This window comes from Nostoc sp. 'Peltigera membranacea cyanobiont' 210A (assembly GCF_002246015.1).
In the GTDB taxonomy this organism is placed as follows: domain Bacteria; phylum Cyanobacteriota; class Cyanobacteriia; order Cyanobacteriales; family Nostocaceae; genus Nostoc.
This window is the reverse complement of the sequence record NZ_NOLJ01000011.1, coordinates 53,115-74,231: the sequence shown is the minus strand read 5'-3', so window position 1 is coordinate 74,231 and position 21,117 is coordinate 53,115. Positions and strand designations below refer to the sequence as shown.

Here is a 21,117-nt window from a genome sequence, read left to right as displayed (position 1 = left end):
GCTAATAAAGGACGTAAGATAACTAGTTGTTTTTACACAAACTGCGGATGTAACGTATGTTTATTTACATAGATAACTAATCTAGTGTTATTGTTCCAAAAATAACTACAATTCTTAACTATAAAGAAGTATTTAAATTTCGCAAACATTAATTTACATCTGCTGAGTTAGTAAAAATTAATTATTAAGGATTTGAAATATTTACTGATGTAGATGTAATCGCTGCGTCAAGATTAAGGTAGGTATTCTTGGACAGGGGATTCCCTGATGAAACTAATTTTACGATCGCTACTCAAACTTAAGCGCACTAGTAAAGTTATCATAGCTGTGCTGCTAATCTGTCTGCTGGTACGCTTACTCCCTTATTTTGCGCCCATTCGGGCCGCAGATATTGCCCAAAATCATTTGGCTATGCAATTTAGCGATCGCAATGGTTTACCATTAGGAACATTGCTCACCCGCGACCAAGAACATACATCAGTAGTACCGCTAAATCAGGTTTCGCCCCATTTTATCCATGCCATTTTAGCCGCCGAAGATGGCAGCTTTTATCATCATGGGGCGTTGGATATGAAAGCTGTTATCCGCGCCAGCAAAGAAGCCATCCACGCGAAACGAATTGTTTCCGGTGCTTCCACAATTACTATGCAGTTGGCGCGGATGTTAGATCCAGTGCCCCGCAGCTTCTCTGGTAAACTGAGTGAGATTTGGCTATCTTGGCGGTTAACAGCAGGGATGAACAAAGATGAAATTCTCTCTGCATATATTAATCGGCTACCAATGGGCGGGAATATATATGGTGTGGAAGCAGCTGCGCGGACTTATTTTTCCATTCCAGCTAGTGAATTGAATCTTGCTCAAGCTAGTTTGTTAGCTGCTATTCCCAATAATCCCACATACTTTAATCCTTACGAACATTGGGAACGGCTGAAGCAACGGCAAAAATACGTCCTTAATCGGATGATACAGGAAAAGTATATTAGTGGTGCGATGGCTGCGCCAACGTCTGCGACGAACGCAACCCGAACACATACTGAAAAAGTTGTGTTTCAGTCTCGCCAAGGGGGAATTATCGCTGCACCACACTTTTTATTTTGGTTAGCCAATCAGTTTGATAAAACGCAAACAGAACAAAATTCCCCCATCCGCACGACTATAAATCGCCCTTTGCAGCAGTTTGTGGAAGCACAGGTACAGCAGGTAATTTCTTCCCTAGCCGCTAACAATGTCCATGATGCTGCTGCGTTAGTGATTGATAACCACACTGGTGAAGTTTTGGCTTATGTCGGTTCACCTGATTATTTTAATGAAGCCAAACTGGGACGCAATGATGGAGTGCAAGCACTACGTCAACCAGGTTCTACCCTTAAGCCTTTTGTCTATGAACTAGCTTTAGAAAAAGGTTTAATTCGCCCAAACAGTATTTTGGCAGATGTACCCGCTCATTATGCAATTCCCGGTGCGAAACTTTACAGCCCCACAGATTACACCGAACGGTTTCTTGGCCCGGTGCGGGTGCGAATCGCTTTAGCAAATTCTTTAAATGTACCTGCAATAAAGGTGTTAGAAAAAGTTGGTGTGGAAACTTTTTTAGAACGACTCCATCAACTGGGGTTTGAACACCTCAATCAAACTCCAGAACATTATGGTTTAGGTTTGACTCTAGGTAGTGGCGAAGTCAGTCTTTGGGAATTAGCCCGTGCATACTTAACCATCGCACGACAAGGAGATGCTACCCCAATAGTCAGCACATTTTCCAATTCCCCAATCCAAAATCGTTCGACTGAGCAAAGTCGAAGTCCCAAATCTCAAATCGTTCGACTGAGCGTTCGCGTAGCGTCTCGGAGAGAAGTCGAAGTCCAAAATCCGACAATATGGCAATTAATCACCAATATACTCAGTGATAGCTATGCTCGTGCAACAGCATTTGGTGTAGACTCGGTGTTAAATTTACCTTTTCCTGTTGCTGTTAAAACTGGCACTTCTTCCAATTTTCGTGACACTTGGACTGTTGGCTTCACCACAGATTACACCGTCGCTACTTGGGTAGGGAATTTCAACGGTGAACCGATGCGACAGGTTTCAGGTGTGACAGGCGCAGCACCCTTATGGAATCGAATTATGTTACATCTGCACGAACATCAAGAACCAGCAGGTTTTCCACCTCCAGAAGGTTTAGTGCAATTACCTGTCTGTGCAATTTCTGGGTTACGACCCACCCCAGACTGTACCTCAGTGGTGCAAGAATATTTCTATCCTGAAGATAAAAGTAATTACGAACGTGACAATCAATTCAATTTGCCACCAGAGTATGATGAATGGTTAGCAAAACAACAGCAGTCAAATTTTACTTCTACCAATTTGAGAATTTTATCTCCGCATCATGGCGATTTATTTTTAGTTTATCCTGGTGAAGAAGCAAAGCAAAAACTCGAATTTAAACTAGCGGGAAATAAATCTGCACCAGTGGAGTGGTGGTTAAATGGCGAAAAGTTAGATACAAACTCAGCTAATTCTTTATTTTGGAATTTACGTCCTGGTAAGTGGACTTTGGAAGCGAAAAGCGGGGAAATGATGGACAAAGTAAGTTTTCAGGTGGAGTTAGCTAATATTAAACCTACGCGTCGAGGATTTTCTATTAGTAATAATTGAAATAGCAAAGATGGCTCTCTGTCAATGGGTAACTATTGAACGTGTCTGCTTGATAGGAATCTCAATGATAAACTCTGTACCCTTACCAGGTACAGAAATACACTGAATTTTTCCTTGATGTTTTTCCACGATAATCTCGTAACTAATAGATAATCCTAAGCCAGTACCTTTACCTATAGGTTTAGTAGTAAAGAAAGGGTCAAATAATCTGGTTTGATCTTCTTCAGTTATTCCTAAACCATTATCTTTTATACTAATAATTACGCATTCTTCATTTTTAACTTGAGTATGGATAATAATAGAATTAAGCTGCCTTTCAATATCTCCTTTTAAACACTCTACTTCCCGTTGATGTAAAGCATCAATAGCGTTACTGAGGATATTCATAAAGACCTGATTTAACCCTCCTGCATAACATTCAACAAGAGGCAAATTCCCATAATCTTTAATAATTGCAATTTCCTGCTGTTTCTGATTTTCTTTGAAACGATACTGTAAAATTAATAGGGTGCTATTAATTCCTTCATGAATATCAACAAATTTCATTTCTGCTTCATCAAGGCGTGAGAAGTTACGCAAAGTTAGTACAATTTCGCGAATTCGTTCAGTACCAACTGCCATTGATGATAAGATTTTTGGCATATCATCAACAATAAACTCTAAATCTATCTCATTAATTAGAGTAGTTATTTCTGATTTCTCACTAGAACAGTGTTGCTGATACAGTTTAATTAAAGTTAGTAATTGCTGACTATATTCTCTAATATGTATCAGATTACCATAAATAAAATTAACTGGATTATTGATTTCATGAGCAACACCAGCAACTAGCTGACCTAATGAAGACATTTTTTCAGTTTGAATAAGTTGTACTTGAGTGTGTTGCAATTCTTGCAGTGTATTTTGTAGCTGAACATTTTTATGTTTTAATTTTGCCGTTCTCTCCGTAACTTGCATTTCCAATCGATAATTCGTTTCTTCTAAAGCCGCTTGAGCAAATTTTTTAGCTTTTAAGTATTGCTGTAATAAATGCAATACTAAAAGCCATGCTGGAATCAGCATGGCTAAACTTATAATAGACTCCGAAATTGCCCATAATATTCGTTGATAATATTCATCAATCCTCTGCTGTAATTGTAGTGAGATATTAGACTTTCTTTTCATCACCCCATCAGCATAAATTTGCTTCTGAGTTTCATATCCGCGGCTAAAAAGTAGTTGTTGTGCTGTCTGTTTTTGATTCTTATTAACTAAATCAAAAGATTGATATTCCATTGTCACCAGATGCTGATTTGCAGCATCAATTTTCTTAGCATCCTCATTTTTATATGCTTTAGGAGCTAGTTTAATCGATTCTTGAATAGCAATATCAAGCTTAGGTTCAAATTGGCGATATCGTTGTTCCCAAATAGTGTTTCCTGTAGCAGCGTTCATGCGGGCTGACATAGTTAGTACTTCATCAAGATAAATAATTTCATCACTTAATCTTTGAAGTTTAAATTCATTTTTAGTAATGCTATTGAAGTTATAATATGCTTGCAAGTTGAGCCAAACTTGAGGAATGAATAAGAGCAGAGTAAGCAGTACTGTTACAGTTATTAGTTGAGAGGAAGCAAATCTCAGTTTATAAAGTAGGTGCATTTTGATACTATTTTTTAGATATGTTTTAATTCGGTATTGTCGCTATTAATACTCTGGCATCAGTTTAGACTTATCAGTATTGATACCGAAAAAATTTCTCAAAAATCCTATAGTTTCATTTTGGTAAATTTCAAAGTTAATTTCATTTATTTGTTTAATTTTAATATTTCTGCCATAAATAAATCCTAACTTAAAACTTATTAAGTCTAACTTTGAAAAATTATAAGGAACTGGATAGATAAATTTAGCAAAGAATTGATAGATGAATAAATGTAGTTGATTAGTCTTTAAGTCATTACCCATTGTAAATCCTATGACAAAGGCTTCATCTTGAGAAGAAATCCCTCTATCTAAAAGTATGTGAATATAATCATGATGGAGCAGACTAATTTTTCCAGGTAATGCTATTATGCTATTAGGATTCTCCAGTAACCAAATGACAAAAGGAATTTTCGGTTCACCATGTACGCTAAATACTAATGAATGTGCTTTTTTCAAATTCATTTGAGCGATATCTATTTGAAAAGCTTTATCTAAATCAAAAGCCATATTCTGTATATTTATAATCAAACAACTAACTTATTAATATTTGTTTTTCTTCTAATTTGTCTATAATTCTCAACAAATTTATTTTTATTTTTATAATTAAGTATATAAAAAAAATTTTACATAAAGTTACAGTATTATCACTGAAGCTTGTGCTAAGGGCAAAAGCTTCTATAGCAGTTCTCAGTTGAGTGAGGTACAAGAACCCCACCCCCAACCCCCTCCCCGCAAGCAAGGAGGGGACTATGATGTACCTCGAATGCGTTGCTCGATACAAGTAACGAATTAGATACCGGAAAGTGTCAAACTAAATATGAAGTTTATAGAAAAACTGCAAACTCAAACCATGACTCAGCAACCAACTGATTTAGATAATAAAGCTGTATTTGAGCAGTTGTGGGAGATTACAAAGGAACTCCGCCAAAAATTAGAGGCTCGTTTTCAGTTACATCCAGACCCTTCTGTAGAAAATTTACAGCAATACAGCAGTCTTGATGGCAATATGAAGGGTTCGCTAACCGCTTTTTCTGGGGAAGAAATTGACTGGCTAGTGCATTCGTGGTTGGGAAACCCGGAAAAATCAAACTTTGGGACTATGCGCCTCACCACTTGGTTGAAGTCCCATATTCAGGTTCCTCATTTGGCCTTCGAGTTTGGCACACTTCCAAATATTTTCTTTTATATAGATTACATTGCCCGAACTGAGCTTATAACCGATTTGGCATCTCTAGATCGCTACTATGAGCCAGTTAATGAAACATTCTTAAAGTTACAGCAAGATTCGCGGCTCAAGGTATTTACTAGCAAAAGTGCGTATATTCGCTTATTTCAATCGCCCGTTAGTCTTTGCTACACAGGCGCACCTACTTTTGAAACTCTCGAACTAACTCGCACACTTGCACACGAAACACTCGATCGCTGGTTAACTTGGGTAGATGGCGCTGAACCTGTGCCAGAAAATGCACGCACGGCTTTAGCTGCTCGTGATTTGGCGCTCCGCCGTATCAGTGCTGAACGCGATCCAGGTAATAAATTTGCCGCACAGATGTTTGGCTCGGAATTGACAGAGAAACTTGTGCGATCGCTTTGGGGTGGCGATCGCATTCTCTAAATTAGTCATTTGTCATTGGTCATTTGTCCTTAGTCCCATACCCTATGCCCACTAATTTAGAATCATTCCGCGCTTTGGCACTGCAAGTTACCTGTCATGCAGTCAATCAAACTAGCAATCGTCACGAAGCGCGATCGCTCATGCAAAACTCCATCAACCGCCTAGCTCAACAAATTGCTGCCAGTATCGCTTTCATTGGCTTTGATTGTCGTTTAATTGTACTGCCAGAATATTTCCTGACTGGTTTCCCAATGGGAGATACTCTATCAGGGTGGGCAGAAAAAGCCTGTATAGAAATGGCTGGTGCTGAGTATGAGGTGCTGGGTAAAATTGCCCAAAAGCATAAAATCTTTTTAGCAGGTAACGCCTACGAAGTTGACCCCAACTTTCCCGGATTGTACTTTCAAACCTGCTTTATTCTTGACCCTTCTGGCTCAATCATCTTGCGGTATCGGCGGCTAAATTCCTTATTTGCTCCCACCCCCCATGATGTTTGGGATAAATATCTTGACTGCTATGGCTTAGAAGGAGTTTTCCCCGTTGCCAAAACTGCGATCGGTAATTTGGCTGCTTTAGCATCAGAAGAAATTTTGTATCCAGAAGTAGCGCGGTGCTTGGCGATGCGAGGAGCAGAGATTTTTGTCCATTCCACTTCGGAAGTATACAACAAAAACCTCACGCCCAAAGACGCGGCAAAAATCACTCGTGCCGTGGAAAATCTGGCTTATGTAGTTTCAGCTAATACCGCAGGCATCGCTAATATTGCCATCCCCATTGCTTCAGCTGATGGTGGCTCTAAAATCATTGACCATCGCGGAATCGTATTAGCAGAAACAGGTACAGGCGAGAGCATGGCAGCATTTGCAGAGATTGATTTAGCAGCATTACGCCGCGATCGCCGCCGACCGGGGTTAAATAATTTACTTTCCCGCCAACGCTTTGAACTATACGCCGAAAGTTATCGCCAATCACACTTTTACCCCGCTAATACTATGCTGGAAGGAGAAGTAGACCGCAAACATTTCCTGCAAACACAGCAAGCCACCATTGAGCGTTTAACCCAATTGGGCATAATTTGAATTTGGGAATGGGGCATTAAGCATGGAGCATGGGGAAATAAAGAATAGATAACTCTTGACAAATGACTAATGACCAATGACAAATGACAAAAACAATAGAAGTCCGCAATCCCCGAACTGGCAAATTTGACTACGTAATTATCCCGCCACCTCCAAGGTTGGTGGTACAGCAATGTAAGCGCACGCGCCGGGCACAAGTTCGCTGGCAGAAATTGGGCTTAGAGGGGAGAATTGAAGCCTTACAGCAGTGGAAACAGGCGATATTATCTGAACGCGATCGCCTTACAGAAGCTTTGGTAAATGATACAGGAAGATTGTCAACCTCGGTATTAGAAATAGACTCTTTCCTCTCCAGCATCGATCGCTGGTGTCGGCTAGCACCGGAATTGCTGCAAGAATCGGCAAAAAATACAGCCATTCCATTTATTGCTTTACAACAAACATCCGTTCCTTATCCTCTAGTCGGGGTAATTAGCCCGTGGAATTTTCCGCTGTTACTGTCTACCATTGATACCATCCCGGCATTATTGGCGGGTTGTGCTGTCATTGTCAAACCCAGTGAAATCGCTCCCCGCTTCGTAGCACCACTCAAAACAGCACTCAACGCCGTTCCCGAATTGCGCGATGTTTTAACTTTTGTGGAAGGAGCAGGCGAAACTGGATCTGTTTTGATTGAAAATGTAGATTTAGTATGCTTTACAGGCAGTGTAGCCACGGGGAGAAAAGTTGCACAAGCGGCTGCAAAACAGTTTATTCCAGCTTTTTTGGAATTAGGAGGAAAAGATCCTGCGATCGTTTTAGAATCAGCCAATTTAGAATTAGCAACCTCAGCGATATTGTGGGGTTCCGTTGTCAACACCGGACAGTCATGCCTCTCAATTGAGCGAATTTACGTTGCAGAATCGATATTTGAAAAGTTTTACCATCAATTAGTAGCCAAAGCACATCGCCTTGAGCTAGCCTACCCCACAGTCGAAAGTGGAGAAATTGGCCCCATCATCGCCGAAAAACAAGCAGCCATTATTAGCGATCATCTCCTAGATGCAGTGGAAAAAGGAGCAGTAATTCACTGCGGTGGTGTAATAGAGGATTTAGGTGGGGGTTGGTGGTGTCGTCCCACAGTGCTTACCCAGGTCAATCATTCCATGAAAGTGATGACCGAAGAGACTTTTGGCCCCATTATGCCAATAATGCCTTTTTCCACAGTTGAGGAAGCGGTGTCTTTAGCCAATGACTCAATCTATGGATTAAGTGCTGCTGTATTTGCCTCGCAAACAGAAGCCTTAGAAGTTGCCCACCAAATAGATGCAGGTGCTATTAGTATCAACGATGCTGGACTCACCGCCATCATGCACGAAGGAGAGAAAAACGCCTTTAAATTCTCTGGTTTGGGAGGTTCACGTATGGGTGCGGCGGCGCTGAAACGGTTCATGCGAAAAAAAGCTATTTTGATCAAAACTAACGCTACTAATGACCCTTGGTGGTTTAATAATGAAGTTTGAAGGAGTCAAGAGGGAGGAGACAGGGTTTCGACTACGCTCAACAAACAGAAGGTAATGTTTTTAAGAGCAGTGTAATGCATTGGCTCACAATGCAATTGTCTCGGCTCACAATACCATTGTATCGACTTACAATGTTAATGCTAACATTCAGCAGTTTTTGTAGAGTAAGCACTGCTTACCAGCTCAAACAGTTGTTTTTACCTAAGGTTGTTGAGAGGGGAATTACAATGTCAAATATTCGAGAAGGAATGCCCGTGCTTGCCCGTCATGAAGGAGATTGGGTAGGAACTTATACATTAATTGATACAACAGGAAAAATTCTTGACAAGTATGAATCTCACTTAACTTGTCAATTTCCAGAAAATGGCCCTCATCCCTACTACCAAATCAATCGCTACAAATGGTCTGATGGTAAACGAGAAGAATATGAATTTCCAGGAATCTATAAAGATAATAAACTTTGGTTTAACACCGATCGCATAGACGGAAAAGCCTGGGAAGCCGATGATTCGATTGTTATTTTGTGGTTTAGTTATAAGACAAACCCAGAAATGAGCTTATATGAAATGATTTACATTAGTCCTGACAATAACAATCGTGCCCGCACTTGGCATTGGTTTAAAAACAATCAAATCTTTCAACGCACCCTAATTCAAGAAGAACGGGTAAGATAGTAATTTCTCCCCTCAAAGATAAATCTCGTTATTCTCTAGTCCGCGCAGGCGGACTTTGTTTGTGTAGCCACGGCTTCCAGTCGTTAAGCTTTCATCTCCAATCTCAACTTAGTAAGGTACACGCATGGCCAAAGGTGACAAAATAAACTTTTCTACCCCTAGCGGGTTTCCAGAATTTCTTCCTAGCGAAAAGCGTCTAGAATTATATTTGCTAGATATCATCCGTAGAGTTTTTGAAAGCTATGGATTTACGCCCATCGAAACACCTGCTGTAGAACGTTTAGAAGTACTGCAAGCTAAAGGGAATCAAGGCGATAATATCATTTATGGAATCGATCCTATATTGCCACCAAATCGACAAGCCGAGAGAGATAAATCGGGCGAAACAGGTTCGGAAGCAAGAGCTTTAAAGTTTGATCAAACAGTTCCATTAGCAGCGTATATTGCCCGTCACCTGAATGAATTAACCTTTCCCTTTGCCCGTTATCAAACCGATGTAGTTTTTCGGGGAGAACGGGCGAAAGATGGGCGTTTTCGTCAGTTCCGTCAATGTGATATTGATGTAGTTGCGCGTCGTGAACTCAGCTTGCTCTATGATGCTCAGATGCCTGCAATTATCACTGAGATATTTGAAGCAATTAATATTGGTGATTTTCTAATTCGCATCAATAACCGAAAAGTTCTTACTGGTTTCTTTAAATCATTGGGAATTGCCGAAAATCAAATTAAATCTTGTATTGGTATTGTTGATACTCTAGAAAAGATTGGTGAAAGTAAAGTAAAACAAGATTTAGAAAAAGAAGGAATTGCAGCCGAACAGTCACAAAAAATTATTGAGTTTATTAAAATTGACGGTTCCGTTGATGAAGTCTTAGATAAGCTCAAGCATCTCGCCCAAAATCTGCCAGAAACCGAGCAATTGAGTTTAGGAGTTACCGAATTAGAAACGGTAATTGCTGGGGTGCGTAATCTCGGTGTTGCCGAAAACCGTTTCTGTATTGATTTATCCATTGCCCGTGGTCTTGATTACTATACTGGCACTGTTTACGAAACAACTCTATTAGGACATGAAGCTTTAGGTAGTATTTGTTCTGGCGGGAGATATGAAGAATTAGTCGGAGTATTTTTGGGCGAAAAGATGCCTGGTGTCGGCATTTCTATTGGCTTAACTCGTTTAATTAGTCGTTTATTAAAAGCTGGTATTCTAAATACCTTAGCTGCTACACCAGCCCAAGTGATGGTAGTGAATATGCAAGAAGATTTAATGCCTACTTATTTAAAAGTTTCTCAACATCTGCGTCAGGCGGGAATTAATGTGATAACTAACTTTGATAAGCGTCCCTTGGGTAAACAATTTCAATTAGCAGACAAACAAGGAATTCAATTTTGCGTAATTATTGGTTCTGAAGAAGCAGCAGCGCAAAAGTCATCGCTCAAAGATTTGAAAACAGGCGAGCAAGTAGAAGTACTACTAGAAAATTTGGCTGAGGAAGTGAAAAGAAGACTTAAGTAGCTAGGTATAATTCAACATAAAGTCAAATCCTATTTCGGAGTCAGCGATTCATCGCTCAAAGCAAGGATTATGAGGACTAAAGTCCTTACTACAAACTTTAATTTATTTACGTCTAGCTACTTACCTAAAAGTTGATTTATAAAGTAGCAACTGTCTATTGCCATCTGCCTCATATACCCTACTTATTTGGAAGTCATTTATGAGTTTATCGGATGTCCCTAATCTCTGGGTTCCTATAGCACTTTTAGGTTTGATTGTTATCGCTGCTGTATTTTTCAGCCGCAGCAATTGATATTTAAAGCATTACAGTTGAGGTGGAGGTTCAGTTGTATGTTTGCTGTTGTCACACCCGATGCAATCCATTTGCCCCCAGGTGCGGTAGTACGCCTACCTGGAAGTTGGCAAGATTATCAAGCACTCAATGAACAACTAGGCGATCGCTCCTCTCCTCGTATCAAATATCGAGATGGAGAAATTCTCTTGATGGCACCATTACCAGAACATGGGCGTAAAGTAAGTGTAATTGCAGATGTAGTAAAAGTTTTGCTCGATCATCTGGGACGAGAATACGAGGCATTTACCCCCATCACAATGGAACTACCACAGGAAAGTGGTATAGAACCAGACTACTGTTTTTATATTGAAAACTGGGAAGCGATTGCAGGTAAAGATCGGATTAATTGGGGTGTCGATCCATCACCTGATTTAGTGGTGGAGATAGACATCACCAGCTACACCGATGTAAATGACTACCTACCTTATCAAGTATCAGAAGTTTGGTTGTTTAGGAAGAACCAGCTTGTAATTTACAGATTGCAGGGCGATGTCTACCGACAAGCCGCTTCTCTGCGAGACGCTCCGCGAACGCGTCTACGCTACACTGTTGAAACCAGTAGCCGTTATTTCCCTAACATCAATGTGTCAGAAGTAGTTACAGAGTGTTTTAAAATTGCCTACGAGCGCAATACTAGCGCTGCTATTCGGGAATTACGGCGGAAATTGGCAAGTGAGAATTAAAGATTTTGATTTTGCGATGCCTTCTCTACGAGACGCTTTGTGTAGCTTGCTTCTCCAAAGGAGTACGACGGGCTACGCCAACGCAGACAATCTTTATCAATGGCGGCTACTTGGTACGATAAAGTACAGAGTGTCACAACTTACTTTCAAGTAAATAGAAAAGGAATGCGTACATGGGAAAAGGGAGATTAGAAGCATTCAGCGATGGGGTGATTGCCATCATCATCACCATCATGGTGCTGGAAATCAAAGTACCGCATGGGTTCGATTTAGCTGCGCTACGTCCATTAATCCCGGTATTTCTGAGCTATGTGTTGAGTTTTATTTATATCGGCATCTACTGGAACAATCACCATCACCTACTACAAGCAGTCCGACAGGTTAATGGGCGTATCCTTTGGGCCAATTTGCATCTGCTGTTTTGGTTGTCGCTAATCCCCTTCGTCACTGGTTGGATGGGCGAGAATCACTTTGCCGCTATGCCAGTTGCCCTTTATGGTGCGGTGTTGTTGTTGGCTGCGATCGCTTACTTCATTCTTACTCGCACCCTGATTTCTCACCACGGCAAGGATTCGACTCTAGCGATCGCAGTTGGTGAAGACTTCAAAGGAAAATTATCAGTAGTTGTCTATGCTGTGGCAATTCCACTTGCCTTAATGAACTCATGGTTTGCCTGTGCATTATACGCTTTAGTCGCAGTCATCTGGCTAATCCCCGATCGTCGCATTGAGAAGACTCTCACTTCCTAAGCGAATTACGAATTACCTACAAGTGCAATACCTAAACACAAAAAATATCAAAACTGCAAAACCAGCCGCGGCATAAAACACACTACTAATTCCGCCAAAACCAAAGGCATAGCCCATCAATAACGGGCCTAATGTTTGTCCTAATCCATAGAATGTCCCGTTTACCGATATAATCGTCGCCAAATATTCTCTTGGTGCTAAATCTGCTAAAAGTGTTTGGCTGCTAGGAAAACCAATACCAAGTCCAATCCCAAAAATTGTACTTGGAATTAATAGTAACCAGATATTTGACACAAAGGGAACTATTAACATTGCTAATGCATAGAAAACATAAGATGCACTAATTAAACTTGTGGCGGGAAATCTTCTCGCTAATCTACCTAACTGGGAAGATGTAATCGTAATTGCCACGGAAACACTAGAAAGGAGCAATCCAATAATTGTGGGTGGCGCTTTAAAGGTATCGTTAATCAGTTGTGGTAAATATGTGACATAAGCACCATAAAGAAAAACAAAGTTAGCAGCACTGGCAATAAAAATTCCAAATAGCTGGCGATTTTTCAGAACTTTCATGGCATTGCTCAAATACTCTTTGAGGTTACGCTCGCCTTTTGGTTCGGGATTCTTAAGTGCAAACAACACCAACAACCCAAGAGGAATCGCTAATATCGGCAACATAAAGGGATAATACCAGCCCATTGTAGCTAATGCACCACCAATTATTGGATAACTTGATGTGCCGACACTGCTGATACTGGCATTGTAACCCATTGCCGTAGTCCGTCTGTCTCCTGTGTATAAATCGCCGATTAAGGTGATACTCAAAGAAAGCAAAGAAGCAGCACCAATTCCTTGCAGCAAACGCAACCATAATAATAAATTAAAATCGCGGGCGAAGGCGCAAGCAGTACCAGCTATGCCAAATATAAATAGTGAAGGAACGATAATTCTCTTTCTGCCCAATCTATCGGCAAGAATACCAATAATTGGCCCTAAAATAAGAGATGGTAATGTAAATGCTGTAATCAACAAACCCAAATTTTTCGGGTTAATATTTAAATCTTTAGCTAACTTAGGAAAAGCCGGAGTCACGCTAGAAACTCCAATAACAGCAATTAGTACAACTGCACAAATAATCTGAAAATTTAGCTCTAGATAAACTGGTTTCTTTCGTTCAGATTGGCTATTATCTTCTGGTAAATGCACGATCAAACCCTGTGTATAAATAATTATGAACGCAAAGCATCCCAAGAGACGCTTCGCGTTTATTTGCTAAAAAAGTGCCTAATTGATTGTCGTCTTAAGCTGCAACTTTTTCCTCAAATGGTTTAAAGGTTTTTTTGCTAGCACCGCAAATCGGACATTCCCAGTCTTCAGGAATTTCTTCAAAAGGTGTACCAGGTGCAATTCCCGAATCAGGATCGCCAGCAACGGGATCGTAAATCATGCTGCATTGTCTACAAATCCATTTCTGAGTTTTAGGATCTTCACCAGCAACTCTGGTTGCTGTTTGTCCACCGTTTAATACTTCTAAGGCTTCAGTGTAGCGATCGGCGTGATAATTTTCGATGAATTTTAACAAGCCAAAACGGTGTGCAGCTTCCCGAAATGTGTTGGCATGATCGGTAGATTCTTGAACTTGTTTGAGAAATTCTTCAGCTGCCGGATTATCGCGTTGGCTCTGCCCGCCGTAGGCATCGCGTTGTGCATCTGCGGCAAACTCTGGATACATTGTGGTATATTCATAAGTCTCGCCTTCAATTGCCAAAGATAAACAGCGAGATACAATTTCCCGTTTTTGTTCATCAGTTAAAGCAGCTGCATCTTCTACCACAAGCTCTGGATGTAGTAACTTAAAATGTGCAAAAGCATGTTCAGTTTCTTGATCTGCTGTTTCTTTAAAAAGTTTCGCTAAGTCTGTAAACCCAAGTTGACGCGCCACCTCAGCGAAAAACAGATATTTACGATTTGCCATCGATTCACCACCGAAGGCAGCTTCTAAGTTTTGAAGTGTAGTAAAGTTGGACAAATCCATAATTTTGGAATGACAGTGAATTGATATTGAGTACGAAAACACAGACTCTACAACCGCATAGCCAAGCCGTTATTTGTATAAGTTATAAATTGTTTATACAAATTTTTTCAGCCCAGATTTAGAAATCCGTTTTATTTGTAAGATAGAATGGCTGTCCTATCTTACTTGGACAATTATAAAACCGAAAAGTTTTGCAGATGAAAAACTATATTTTTGATTTAGAGATGACTGTGATTAATTTAAGTTGTCTGAAGTTCTAAAAATGGCTAGTCGGTGTATCCTGTGGCGTCAGGGGCATAAAATGTTTTTGGATCTGGAGCGTTTAAATGTGCGTTACAGCACTTTGCAAGTAAATGAAGTACAACCTTCCATTGCTTGGGGCTACAAGTAAATTACCCCCCTTAATCCCCCCGATATATTGGGGGGAAACAGCAAATCTAGTTCCCTCCCCAATATATCGGGGAGGGTTAGGGTGGGGTAATTTTGTACCTCACCAACTCGCAATCTGCTGTAAGTTCTAAACGTTTTGGTAAGTCAGGATTCGCGGAATTGCTCGACAATCTCGGAAATTTCTGGGGTTTCTAAAGCGCGGGGAGTTTCCAACGATACTTTACCTATGGGTATGTGGAGTGATATGATGTCCGGGCAATTAAACATAATACTCGGAACCCCAGCCCGCCAAAGCTGCGCTTTAGCTCCCCTCCCGAAGAGCGGGGAGCAGGGTGGATTAATTGTCGAGAGAGAAAATATAACATGGAAGAATGATTCCTTGAGAAAAAGACCAAAACCAGAGGAAAGTTGGGAATGAATTTAATCGAAGCAATTCAAGGGGTTCCCGATTATCGACATGCCAGAGGGATTAGACATAGACTTTGGATAATACTAACTATAGTTTTGTTAGGTAGTTGCACAGGATATTGGGGATATAAACCTTTAGCTGAGTTCACTAAAAATCATCGATTATCCCTAATCAAATTATTAGATTTATCTCCAGATATTCAATTTCCGTCAGCATCAACATTTAGAAATATCATGATGTCTATTGATTTTCAGATATTAGCTGAACTGTTTAACGTCTGGGCAGAAAATAGTTTGCCAATTAATCACAAAGAATTATTTGCCATCGATGGTAAATGTATTAAAAGTACTGTCACAGGGGGAAATAAATCTTATCAAAACTTTGTGAGTATCGTTTCAGTTTATAGTCATCAGCAAGGATGGGTAGTCAGACATCAAGCTATGGAGAATCACGCTCATAGTGAGATTAGTGTGGTAGAAGAGCTAATTAAAACACTTTCTGGGTATCATGTCGTGATTACAGCAGATGCGCTACATTGCCAAAAAAAACTGTTGAGTTAATTATTGAGGGAGAAAATGACTACATTATTACTATTAAAGGAAACCAGCCAAATCTGCTGAAAGTAGCTACTGAGCTAGCTGAATCCTCAATCGCTATCGATACCAATCACCATTATGAAAATTTGCATGGACGAAAGACCACTCGTCAAGTCAAAGTCTATCCAATTCCATCTGAGTCATTACCTGATTGGGTTGCCGCTAAAAGTTTAGTTGAGGTTAACAGACATGGAACTCGACCTCAAGGAAAGAAAAGTCGTCGTCAGATTGTTGATTATCATGAACGACACTTTTATTTGAGTAGCTTAAATTGTTCAGCCTCAAAATTCGCTCTCCTTATTCGTGGCCATTGGTCAATCGAAAATCAACTTCATTGGGTCAAGGATGTAACTTTAAATGAAGATAACTGTATTCATACTGGCGGTTTTTCACCAGCTAATTGGGCGATGGTCAGACAGTTTTTAGTTTCCCTCGCTCGTCAGTTACATTGTCGGACTCTTCCTGAAGCGTTAAGGCTGATGGCTAACCAACTTCAAATGATTTTTGATGCGCTATTTGAGCACTTTGACTTCTCTTCCAGAATACCTATGAGTCCAACGGTCGAGTCAGAAAACTTTTTCTCTCTCCACAATTAATCCACCCTGCCTCCCGAAGAGCGGGGAGGGGTTGGGGGTGGGGTGCAATGACTGTGGAAATCATAACTAATTATGCGGACATGAGTTGCAAAAAAATTCTGCCCCCTTGTTCGTGTACTGCATTAGTTATCAACCGCCATCCTGCCACTTGCTCTTCTAAGTAAGTTCCCGTACAGATAATGTATACTAAAGTTGCTTTTGATCACGCGATTCCACCGTTGACACGAATGTTTTGCCCAGTGATCCACCTAGCTTCGTCGCTAGCGAGAAACGCTACTACATCGGCGATTTCTTGCACATCTCCCAGTTTGCCAAAAGCAGCCATTTGGGCTAAACGATCTATCTGTTCTTGTGTTTTGCCTTCTCGGAATAGTTCTGTATCGGTGGGGCCAGGAGAAATAACATTAACTGCGATCGCTTTTGCACCCAATTCTTTAGCTAGTACCCGCGTGATTTGTTCAACAGCACCCTTAGTTCCTACATAAGCACTATAAGTTGGCAGCATCATCACTGTAGTAGATGAGGAAAAGTTGATAATCCGTCCCCCTTCTGCCATGTGTTGCGCCGCTTGCTGGCAAGTAAAATAAGTGCCTTTGACGTTAATGGCAAAAATCGCGTCGAAATCTTCTTCTGTCACCTGAGAAATTGGTTTATAGAAGGCGATTCCGGCATTATTGACCAAAATATCGAGTTTGCCAAAGCGTTCAAGTGTTTGCTCAAATAACCGTTGGATGTCGGCTACTTTGCTAATATCAGCTTGGATAGCGATCGCTTCTACTCCCAACTTTTCAATTTCTGCAACAACTTCTTGTGCTTTGCCTGCATTCCCCGCATAGTTAACGACAATAGATGCACCGTTACCAGCTAATTTTAGTGCGATCGCTCGTCCAATTCCCCGCGATGCACCAGTGATAATTGCAACTTTCCCTGTTAAAGATGCCATAGATTAATCGAGTTTAATTTTGGTTAACTAAAGTGATTATCTATTGTTAAAGGTACTGTACTAAGGTTAAATTTAGCGATCGCTGCTCAAACTGCCGACTTCAATCCAGCCAAAATCCCGCCAGCGAATTCAAGTAACTCTCAGGCGGGAGAAATGAAAATACTTTGCAAAAGGTGAGGATACGTGCCCAACATCTTTTAGAAATTGTCTGTCTTCGTTAACCAAAAGCTCATCTGGTTTATCATATCTGCGTAGATTAAATTATTTGAAGAAGGGATTTTCTAGACCTATCTCGGATTCAATCTCAATCGGACATGTTGGCTCAGATAAGAGTGTTCCATTAAATGTATAAGTAGTGCCTTGGGAATTGATAGCATTACCACTTATCCTCCGATCTGGAACAAAGTCTCCTCTTACTTGACCGCTAAGTGCGATACTTTCTTCTGAATTTGGACTTGTTACTGCTTGCCAATTTCTCTGATCCCGACCTAGATTTGTACGGCTATAAGTAGCATCTAGTCCAACAAAGCGAAGGCTCCTACCATCGGCGTTAAATTCAAAACAAGCAGTAAAATTATCTCCCTGACTCGAATTAACATTGACATCGTAGCTTTTGCCCTCCACTCCAGCTTGTACTGGCGCAGCCAACAACATTATCTGTCCAACTAAACAAGTTAAAACTAAACCGCACTTAGATTGGATGATTTTCACTGACATAATTGTTTACCTCTGTTACGTAATCAAGTAATTGCTTACTTTTACTCATTGGTGACAGGTTAAGGTCATTAACCTGTCACCAATAAGTAGTGGTGATTAAATTTAGTCAAAATCGAGGTTATAAACGTAAATTTCTAGCCTGTGATGCCTTCGCATAGCGTTTCATAGACAAGACTAGCTACGCCTACGCATATTTAAAAGCATCGTTCATCCTTGCCATAAAATTTAGTATAAAGCTTAATTAGATACTCGATATTATAGATAATTTACAGCGTAATCACTATTGACAAAACGAGTTATATCTTAAAATTTCACCAATGCTTTCTTTTTAGGAGAAAAGAATGGAAGTGAGTTCAGAGTGTATTGCATAGATAGACACCTAGAGACTACTTTACAAGTTCTCCAACAAAGAGCGATCGCTATAGTTAACGCTCTGGGGTGAAGATTGGTAGGAGACAAGATTGAGACTTCTCCCCTGCTCCTCCTCTCTACTCCCCTTAATTAAAATTCTGGAACGATCGCAACACCATCCCTGAGATTGAGCAACCCTGAAATAATAACTTTATCTTCTGGCTGTAATCCTTCAATAACTTGGTAATTGTTACCTTTAATCTCGCCTAGCTTCACTCGTCTTTGCCGAGCTACTTGTTGGGATACACCTTGGGGAGATATCTCTGTTTCAACTACATAAACAAAAGTGTCCCCGCCTACACGAGTCATTGCTGTTGTGGGAATTAAAACTCCGGGGCGCTGATTCCAGAACACTCTCGCTCTGACTAATTGATCTGCACGTAGCTGACCGTTAGTGTTGTCAAAAAGTGCTTTAATCAGTATCGTTTGTGTTTCATTGCTGGCATTGGGTGCAATAAAAAATATCCTACTTCTACCAAGCTTTTGACCTTGTGTGTTCATCACCTCTACTGGCATACCCTTACGCAATTGAGGCCCTTGCTGTAGTGGTACAGAGATATTCACTTCTAAAGGTCGATTTTGTGTGATATTAACTAATGGTGTAGAAGTATTAACTAAATCACCCACTTTCACAGGGATATTGCCAACTGTGCCACTAAAAGGAGCGGTAATTTTGTCAGACTGGGGCTGTTGTGTTTGAGTATTTACATTAGATTGCTGCAAGGATTTTTCAGCCTGCAAGATGGTGGCTCGTTGTGCTTGAATTCTGGAATCAATTGCATCCAGACTAGTCTTAGCATTGGCCAGCCGATTAGCAAACTGATTGCTAGTCTGTCGAGACACGGCTCCTTGTTCAGCTAGGCTGACAAACTTTTCGTAGTTCTGCTGGTACAATTGCAGATTCGCAACGTAGGATGGTCGTTCTGCTTCTAAAGATTTGAGTGTGGCGCGGGCATTTGCCAGTTGCACTAAAAATGCTTGAGGCACAGTATTGCTTCCACTGATACCTGCTGGTCGTGTAGGATCTACTTGGAGAATTGCAGCTCCTTCGACGACAGGATCTCCCGATTTGACAAGTATCTGGGTAACTTGACCCTGAATCCTCGGTTGGAGTGTGACTGAGCGCAGGGATTTTAGACTAGCAATAAAATCTGAACTTTCCTCAATTATGCCGCTTTGTACTGTTGATATTTTGACTCTTACCCCTTGAGGTTGAGCGTTAGTATTTGAAGGTGCTGAATTTTGTGGAGTGAGTAAACGCCAGACTAGAGTTGCTCCGCCCCCTAACAATAAGAGTGCGGCTAAACTCAACCAAAGCCACCGCCGTTTTCCAGAAGGTGGCTCAAATGACGTTTGTGGAGCTTTTTCTCCAAAATCAGTTTGAGGCTCAGGGGATGTCATGGCTTTTGAGGAACTTAAGGAACAAATTAACTAGAATTCAATCAAAATTTCATCTGTCAATCTTGAAATTACTGATTTAGCATGAGGTTTTGCGGCAAATTATGTGTTATCCCATCCAAATATACAGTTTTGATGATTCTGTCTAAATCTACCAAAAGGTGAATCCGCTCCTTAAATTTCTTACTTCAGCTATATCCTTCAAAAAGTCAGGATCTTTTTATTCGTAACTCCTGCACAAATTGCTATAGATGCATTGAAATAATTTCATCATAATCACTGTTATTTAAGTATAAATAAAGACTAGAATTTTGCTTGTTTCGGATATTTAAATTAAAACTAGCTACCACATTCAGATCGCTGCGTTGAACTCATATTTTATTAAGTAGTAAGAATAACTGTTAAATATTGATGCAAAATCGGGTAATTTCTTGAATTTGCTTCGGAAAGTTTCAGATTATGTTTTCAACCATTAATAAATTTCAGGAGCAAATCTAGGTGTTGACTTCAACCTTACTCGCTGCTGCAACCACACCTCTGCAATGGAGTCCTACAGTTGGACTGATTATGATTATTGCTAATATCGTTGCCATTGCCTTTGGCAAATCTAGCATCAGGTATCCCAACGCAGAACCAAAACTACCCTCAGGTAATTTCCTTGGTAATTTTGGTTTACCAGCCTTTTTAGCAAGTGCTGCCTTTGGCCATATCTTAGGTGTGGGCACTATTTTAGGGCTGCATAACCTGGGAAGAATTTAGGTTCTTACCCAAGTTAGCCTTTATTTGATGATTCTTTTGTCTCCAGCTTTGAGCCAGAGAACTAACTCTCTGGCTCTTTTTTATGAGAGACTAAGTAATATCAGTATCTCAACAGCATGACAGATATAACAGATTTATCAAAAAGAATTGCCAGCAAAGGCGATAATCCGCTAATTTTGTCACCTGCCAACTTGCAGTCACCAGAAGACTTAGAAGTTGAGCAAAAACTGCGAGAACTCAAGTTTAAACAAGAACTAAGAAAAGATTGGATTTTATTTATTGTCAGGGATGTAGTAATTTTTCCTGCCGCCATCCTTTTTATTTTTGCTGCCAGTGGTTATTCCCTATTTATGCATATTCATGGGTGACATATCTGGCT

The 21,117-nt window shown here is 40.4% G+C and carries 18 protein-coding genes and 1 pseudogene; 12 read left to right on the top strand and 7 right to left on the bottom strand.

The features are described 5' to 3' along the window. Window positions 1-267 precede the first annotated feature (267 nt). Window positions 268-2,652: a penicillin-binding protein 1C gene (gene pbpC, locus CDG76_RS29260; protein WP_094352355.1), complete on the top strand. Its 2,385-nt coding sequence runs from the start codon at window positions 268-270 to the stop codon at window positions 2,650-2,652. A gap of 21 nt (window positions 2,653-2,673) precedes the next feature. Here pbpC and CDG76_RS29255 read toward each other — a convergent pair whose 3' ends face one another. Then, on the bottom strand, window positions 2,674-4,293 hold the full coding sequence (locus tag CDG76_RS29255; protein WP_094352354.1) for a sensor histidine kinase: 1,620 nt from the start codon (window positions 4,291-4,293) through the stop codon (window positions 2,674-2,676). 45 nt (window positions 4,294-4,338) lie between these two features. Then, window positions 4,339-4,842, bottom strand: coding sequence for a hypothetical protein (locus CDG76_RS29250; protein WP_094352353.1), 504 nt, complete (start codon window positions 4,840-4,842; stop codon window positions 4,339-4,341). Window positions 4,843-5,185: 343 nt separating this feature from the next. Between CDG76_RS29250 and CDG76_RS29245 the strand changes: the two genes are divergently transcribed. The 7 genes from CDG76_RS29245 to CDG76_RS29215 all read left to right on the top strand — a co-directional run bounded on the left by CDG76_RS29245 (window position 5,186) and on the right by CDG76_RS29215 (window position 12,484). Then, complete coding sequence (locus CDG76_RS29245; protein ID WP_094352516.1) at window positions 5,186-5,950, top strand: red chlorophyll catabolite reductase; 765 nt, start codon at window positions 5,186-5,188, stop codon at window positions 5,948-5,950. A gap of 44 nt (window positions 5,951-5,994) precedes the next feature. Beyond that, entirely contained in the window at window positions 5,995-7,029 is a 1,035-nt protein-coding gene (locus CDG76_RS29240; RefSeq protein WP_094352352.1) for a nitrilase-related carbon-nitrogen hydrolase, read from the top strand. Between the two features lie 83 nt (window positions 7,030-7,112). After that, a complete protein-coding gene (locus CDG76_RS29235) occupies window positions 7,113-8,531 on the top strand; it encodes an aldehyde dehydrogenase family protein (protein ID WP_094352351.1) in 1,419 nt (472 codons plus the stop codon). 227 nt (window positions 8,532-8,758) lie between these two features. Then, the gene (locus tag CDG76_RS29230) at window positions 8,759-9,205 is read left to right on the top strand and encodes a DUF3598 family protein (RefSeq protein ID WP_094352515.1); all 447 of its coding nucleotides are present in this window, start codon (window positions 8,759-8,761) and stop codon (window positions 9,203-9,205) included. 124 nt (window positions 9,206-9,329) lie between these two features. After that, window positions 9,330-10,718, top strand: coding sequence for a histidine--tRNA ligase (gene hisS / locus CDG76_RS29225; protein ID WP_094352350.1), 1,389 nt, complete (start codon window positions 9,330-9,332; stop codon window positions 10,716-10,718). Between the two features lie 330 nt (window positions 10,719-11,048). Next, window positions 11,049-11,735, top strand: a complete 687-nt coding sequence (locus CDG76_RS29220) for a Uma2 family endonuclease (RefSeq protein WP_094352349.1) — start codon at window positions 11,049-11,051, stop codon at window positions 11,733-11,735. A gap of 173 nt (window positions 11,736-11,908) precedes the next feature. After that, window positions 11,909-12,484 carry a TMEM175 family protein gene (locus tag CDG76_RS29215; protein ID WP_094352348.1) on the top strand — a complete coding sequence of 192 codons (576 nt, stop codon included), beginning with the start codon at window positions 11,909-11,911 and terminating at the stop codon, window positions 12,482-12,484. Between the two features lie 12 nt (window positions 12,485-12,496). On the opposite strand, the gene CDG76_RS29210 is transcribed toward CDG76_RS29215, so the two are convergent. Beyond that, complete coding sequence (locus CDG76_RS29210) at window positions 12,497-13,690, bottom strand: MFS transporter (protein WP_223265443.1); 1,194 nt, start codon at window positions 13,688-13,690, stop codon at window positions 12,497-12,499. Window positions 13,691-13,784: 94 nt separating this feature from the next. Next, complete coding sequence (locus tag CDG76_RS39460) at window positions 13,785-14,519, bottom strand: rubrerythrin family protein (RefSeq protein ID WP_094352347.1); 735 nt, start codon at window positions 14,517-14,519, stop codon at window positions 13,785-13,787. A 262-nt stretch (window positions 14,520-14,781) separates the two neighbouring features. On the opposite strand from CDG76_RS39460, the gene CDG76_RS39250 reads away from it, so the two are divergent. Both CDG76_RS39250 and CDG76_RS39755 read left to right on the top strand, forming a co-directional pair. Further along, window positions 14,782-14,910, top strand: coding sequence for a hypothetical protein (locus CDG76_RS39250; protein WP_262984374.1), 129 nt, complete (start codon window positions 14,782-14,784; stop codon window positions 14,908-14,910). Between the two features lie 413 nt (window positions 14,911-15,323). After that, window positions 15,324-16,510, top strand: a pseudogene (locus CDG76_RS39755) (ISAs1 family transposase). Window positions 16,511-16,712: 202 nt separating this feature from the next. On the opposite strand, the gene CDG76_RS29190 reads toward CDG76_RS39755, so the two are convergent. The 3 genes from CDG76_RS29190 to CDG76_RS29180 all read right to left on the bottom strand — a co-directional run bounded on the left by CDG76_RS29190 (window position 16,713) and on the right by CDG76_RS29180 (window position 19,982). Further along, a complete protein-coding gene (locus CDG76_RS29190) occupies window positions 16,713-17,453 on the bottom strand; it encodes an SDR family oxidoreductase (protein WP_094352346.1) in 741 nt (246 codons plus the stop codon). A gap of 261 nt (window positions 17,454-17,714) precedes the next feature. Next, window positions 17,715-18,170 carry a hypothetical protein gene (locus CDG76_RS29185; protein ID WP_094352345.1) on the bottom strand — a complete coding sequence of 152 codons (456 nt, stop codon included), beginning with the start codon at window positions 18,168-18,170 and terminating at the stop codon, window positions 17,715-17,717. 501 nt (window positions 18,171-18,671) lie between these two features. Continuing rightward, window positions 18,672-19,982, bottom strand: coding sequence for an efflux RND transporter periplasmic adaptor subunit (locus tag CDG76_RS29180; RefSeq protein WP_094352344.1), 1,311 nt, complete (start codon window positions 19,980-19,982; stop codon window positions 18,672-18,674). 495 nt (window positions 19,983-20,477) lie between these two features. Between CDG76_RS29180 and psaK the strand changes: the two genes are divergently transcribed. Together psaK and CDG76_RS29170 are read left to right on the top strand one after the other, a co-directional pair. Further along, complete coding sequence (psaK, locus tag CDG76_RS29175; protein ID WP_094352343.1) at window positions 20,478-20,738, top strand: photosystem I reaction center subunit PsaK; 261 nt, start codon at window positions 20,478-20,480, stop codon at window positions 20,736-20,738. Window positions 20,739-20,854: 116 nt separating this feature from the next. Continuing rightward, a complete protein-coding gene (locus CDG76_RS29170) occupies window positions 20,855-21,106 on the top strand; it encodes a hypothetical protein (protein ID WP_094352342.1) in 252 nt (83 codons plus the stop codon). The last annotated feature ends 11 nt before the right edge of the window (window positions 21,107-21,117 follow it).

Excerpts from the sequence above, each read along its gene's own strand:
- CDG76_RS29185 (WP_094352345.1), bottom strand. The coding sequence starts at position 18,170 with ATGTCAGTGAAAATCATCCAATCTAAGTGCGGTTTAGTTTTAACTTGT.
- CDG76_RS29240 (WP_094352352.1), top strand. The coding sequence starts at position 5,995 with ATGCCCACTAATTTAGAATCATTCCGCGCTTTGGCACTGCAAGTTACC.
- CDG76_RS29255 (WP_094352354.1), bottom strand. The coding sequence starts at position 4,293 with ATGCACCTACTTTATAAACTGAGATTTGCTTCCTCTCAACTAATAACT.
- CDG76_RS29220 (WP_094352349.1), top strand. The coding sequence starts at position 11,049 with ATGTTTGCTGTTGTCACACCCGATGCAATCCATTTGCCCCCAGGTGCG.
- CDG76_RS29215 (WP_094352348.1), top strand. The coding sequence starts at position 11,909 with ATGGGAAAAGGGAGATTAGAAGCATTCAGCGATGGGGTGATTGCCATC.
- CDG76_RS29180 (WP_094352344.1), bottom strand. The coding sequence starts at position 19,982 with ATGACATCCCCTGAGCCTCAAACTGATTTTGGAGAAAAAGCTCCACAA.
- CDG76_RS29250 (WP_094352353.1), bottom strand. The coding sequence starts at position 4,842 with ATGGCTTTTGATTTAGATAAAGCTTTTCAAATAGATATCGCTCAAATG.
- CDG76_RS29235 (WP_094352351.1), top strand. The coding sequence starts at position 7,113 with ATGACAAAAACAATAGAAGTCCGCAATCCCCGAACTGGCAAATTTGAC.
- CDG76_RS39250 (WP_262984374.1), top strand. The coding sequence starts at position 14,782 with ATGGCTAGTCGGTGTATCCTGTGGCGTCAGGGGCATAAAATGTTTTTG.
- pbpC (WP_094352355.1), top strand. The coding sequence starts at position 268 with ATGAAACTAATTTTACGATCGCTACTCAAACTTAAGCGCACTAGTAAA.
- CDG76_RS39460 (WP_094352347.1), bottom strand. The coding sequence starts at position 14,519 with ATGGATTTGTCCAACTTTACTACACTTCAAAACTTAGAAGCTGCCTTC.
- CDG76_RS29230 (WP_094352515.1), top strand. The coding sequence starts at position 8,759 with ATGTCAAATATTCGAGAAGGAATGCCCGTGCTTGCCCGTCATGAAGGA.
- CDG76_RS29190 (WP_094352346.1), bottom strand. The coding sequence starts at position 17,453 with ATGGCATCTTTAACAGGGAAAGTTGCAATTATCACTGGTGCATCGCGG.
- CDG76_RS29245 (WP_094352516.1), top strand. The coding sequence starts at position 5,186 with ATGACTCAGCAACCAACTGATTTAGATAATAAAGCTGTATTTGAGCAG.
- CDG76_RS29170 (WP_094352342.1), top strand. The coding sequence starts at position 20,855 with ATGACAGATATAACAGATTTATCAAAAAGAATTGCCAGCAAAGGCGAT.
- hisS (WP_094352350.1), top strand. The coding sequence starts at position 9,330 with ATGGCCAAAGGTGACAAAATAAACTTTTCTACCCCTAGCGGGTTTCCA.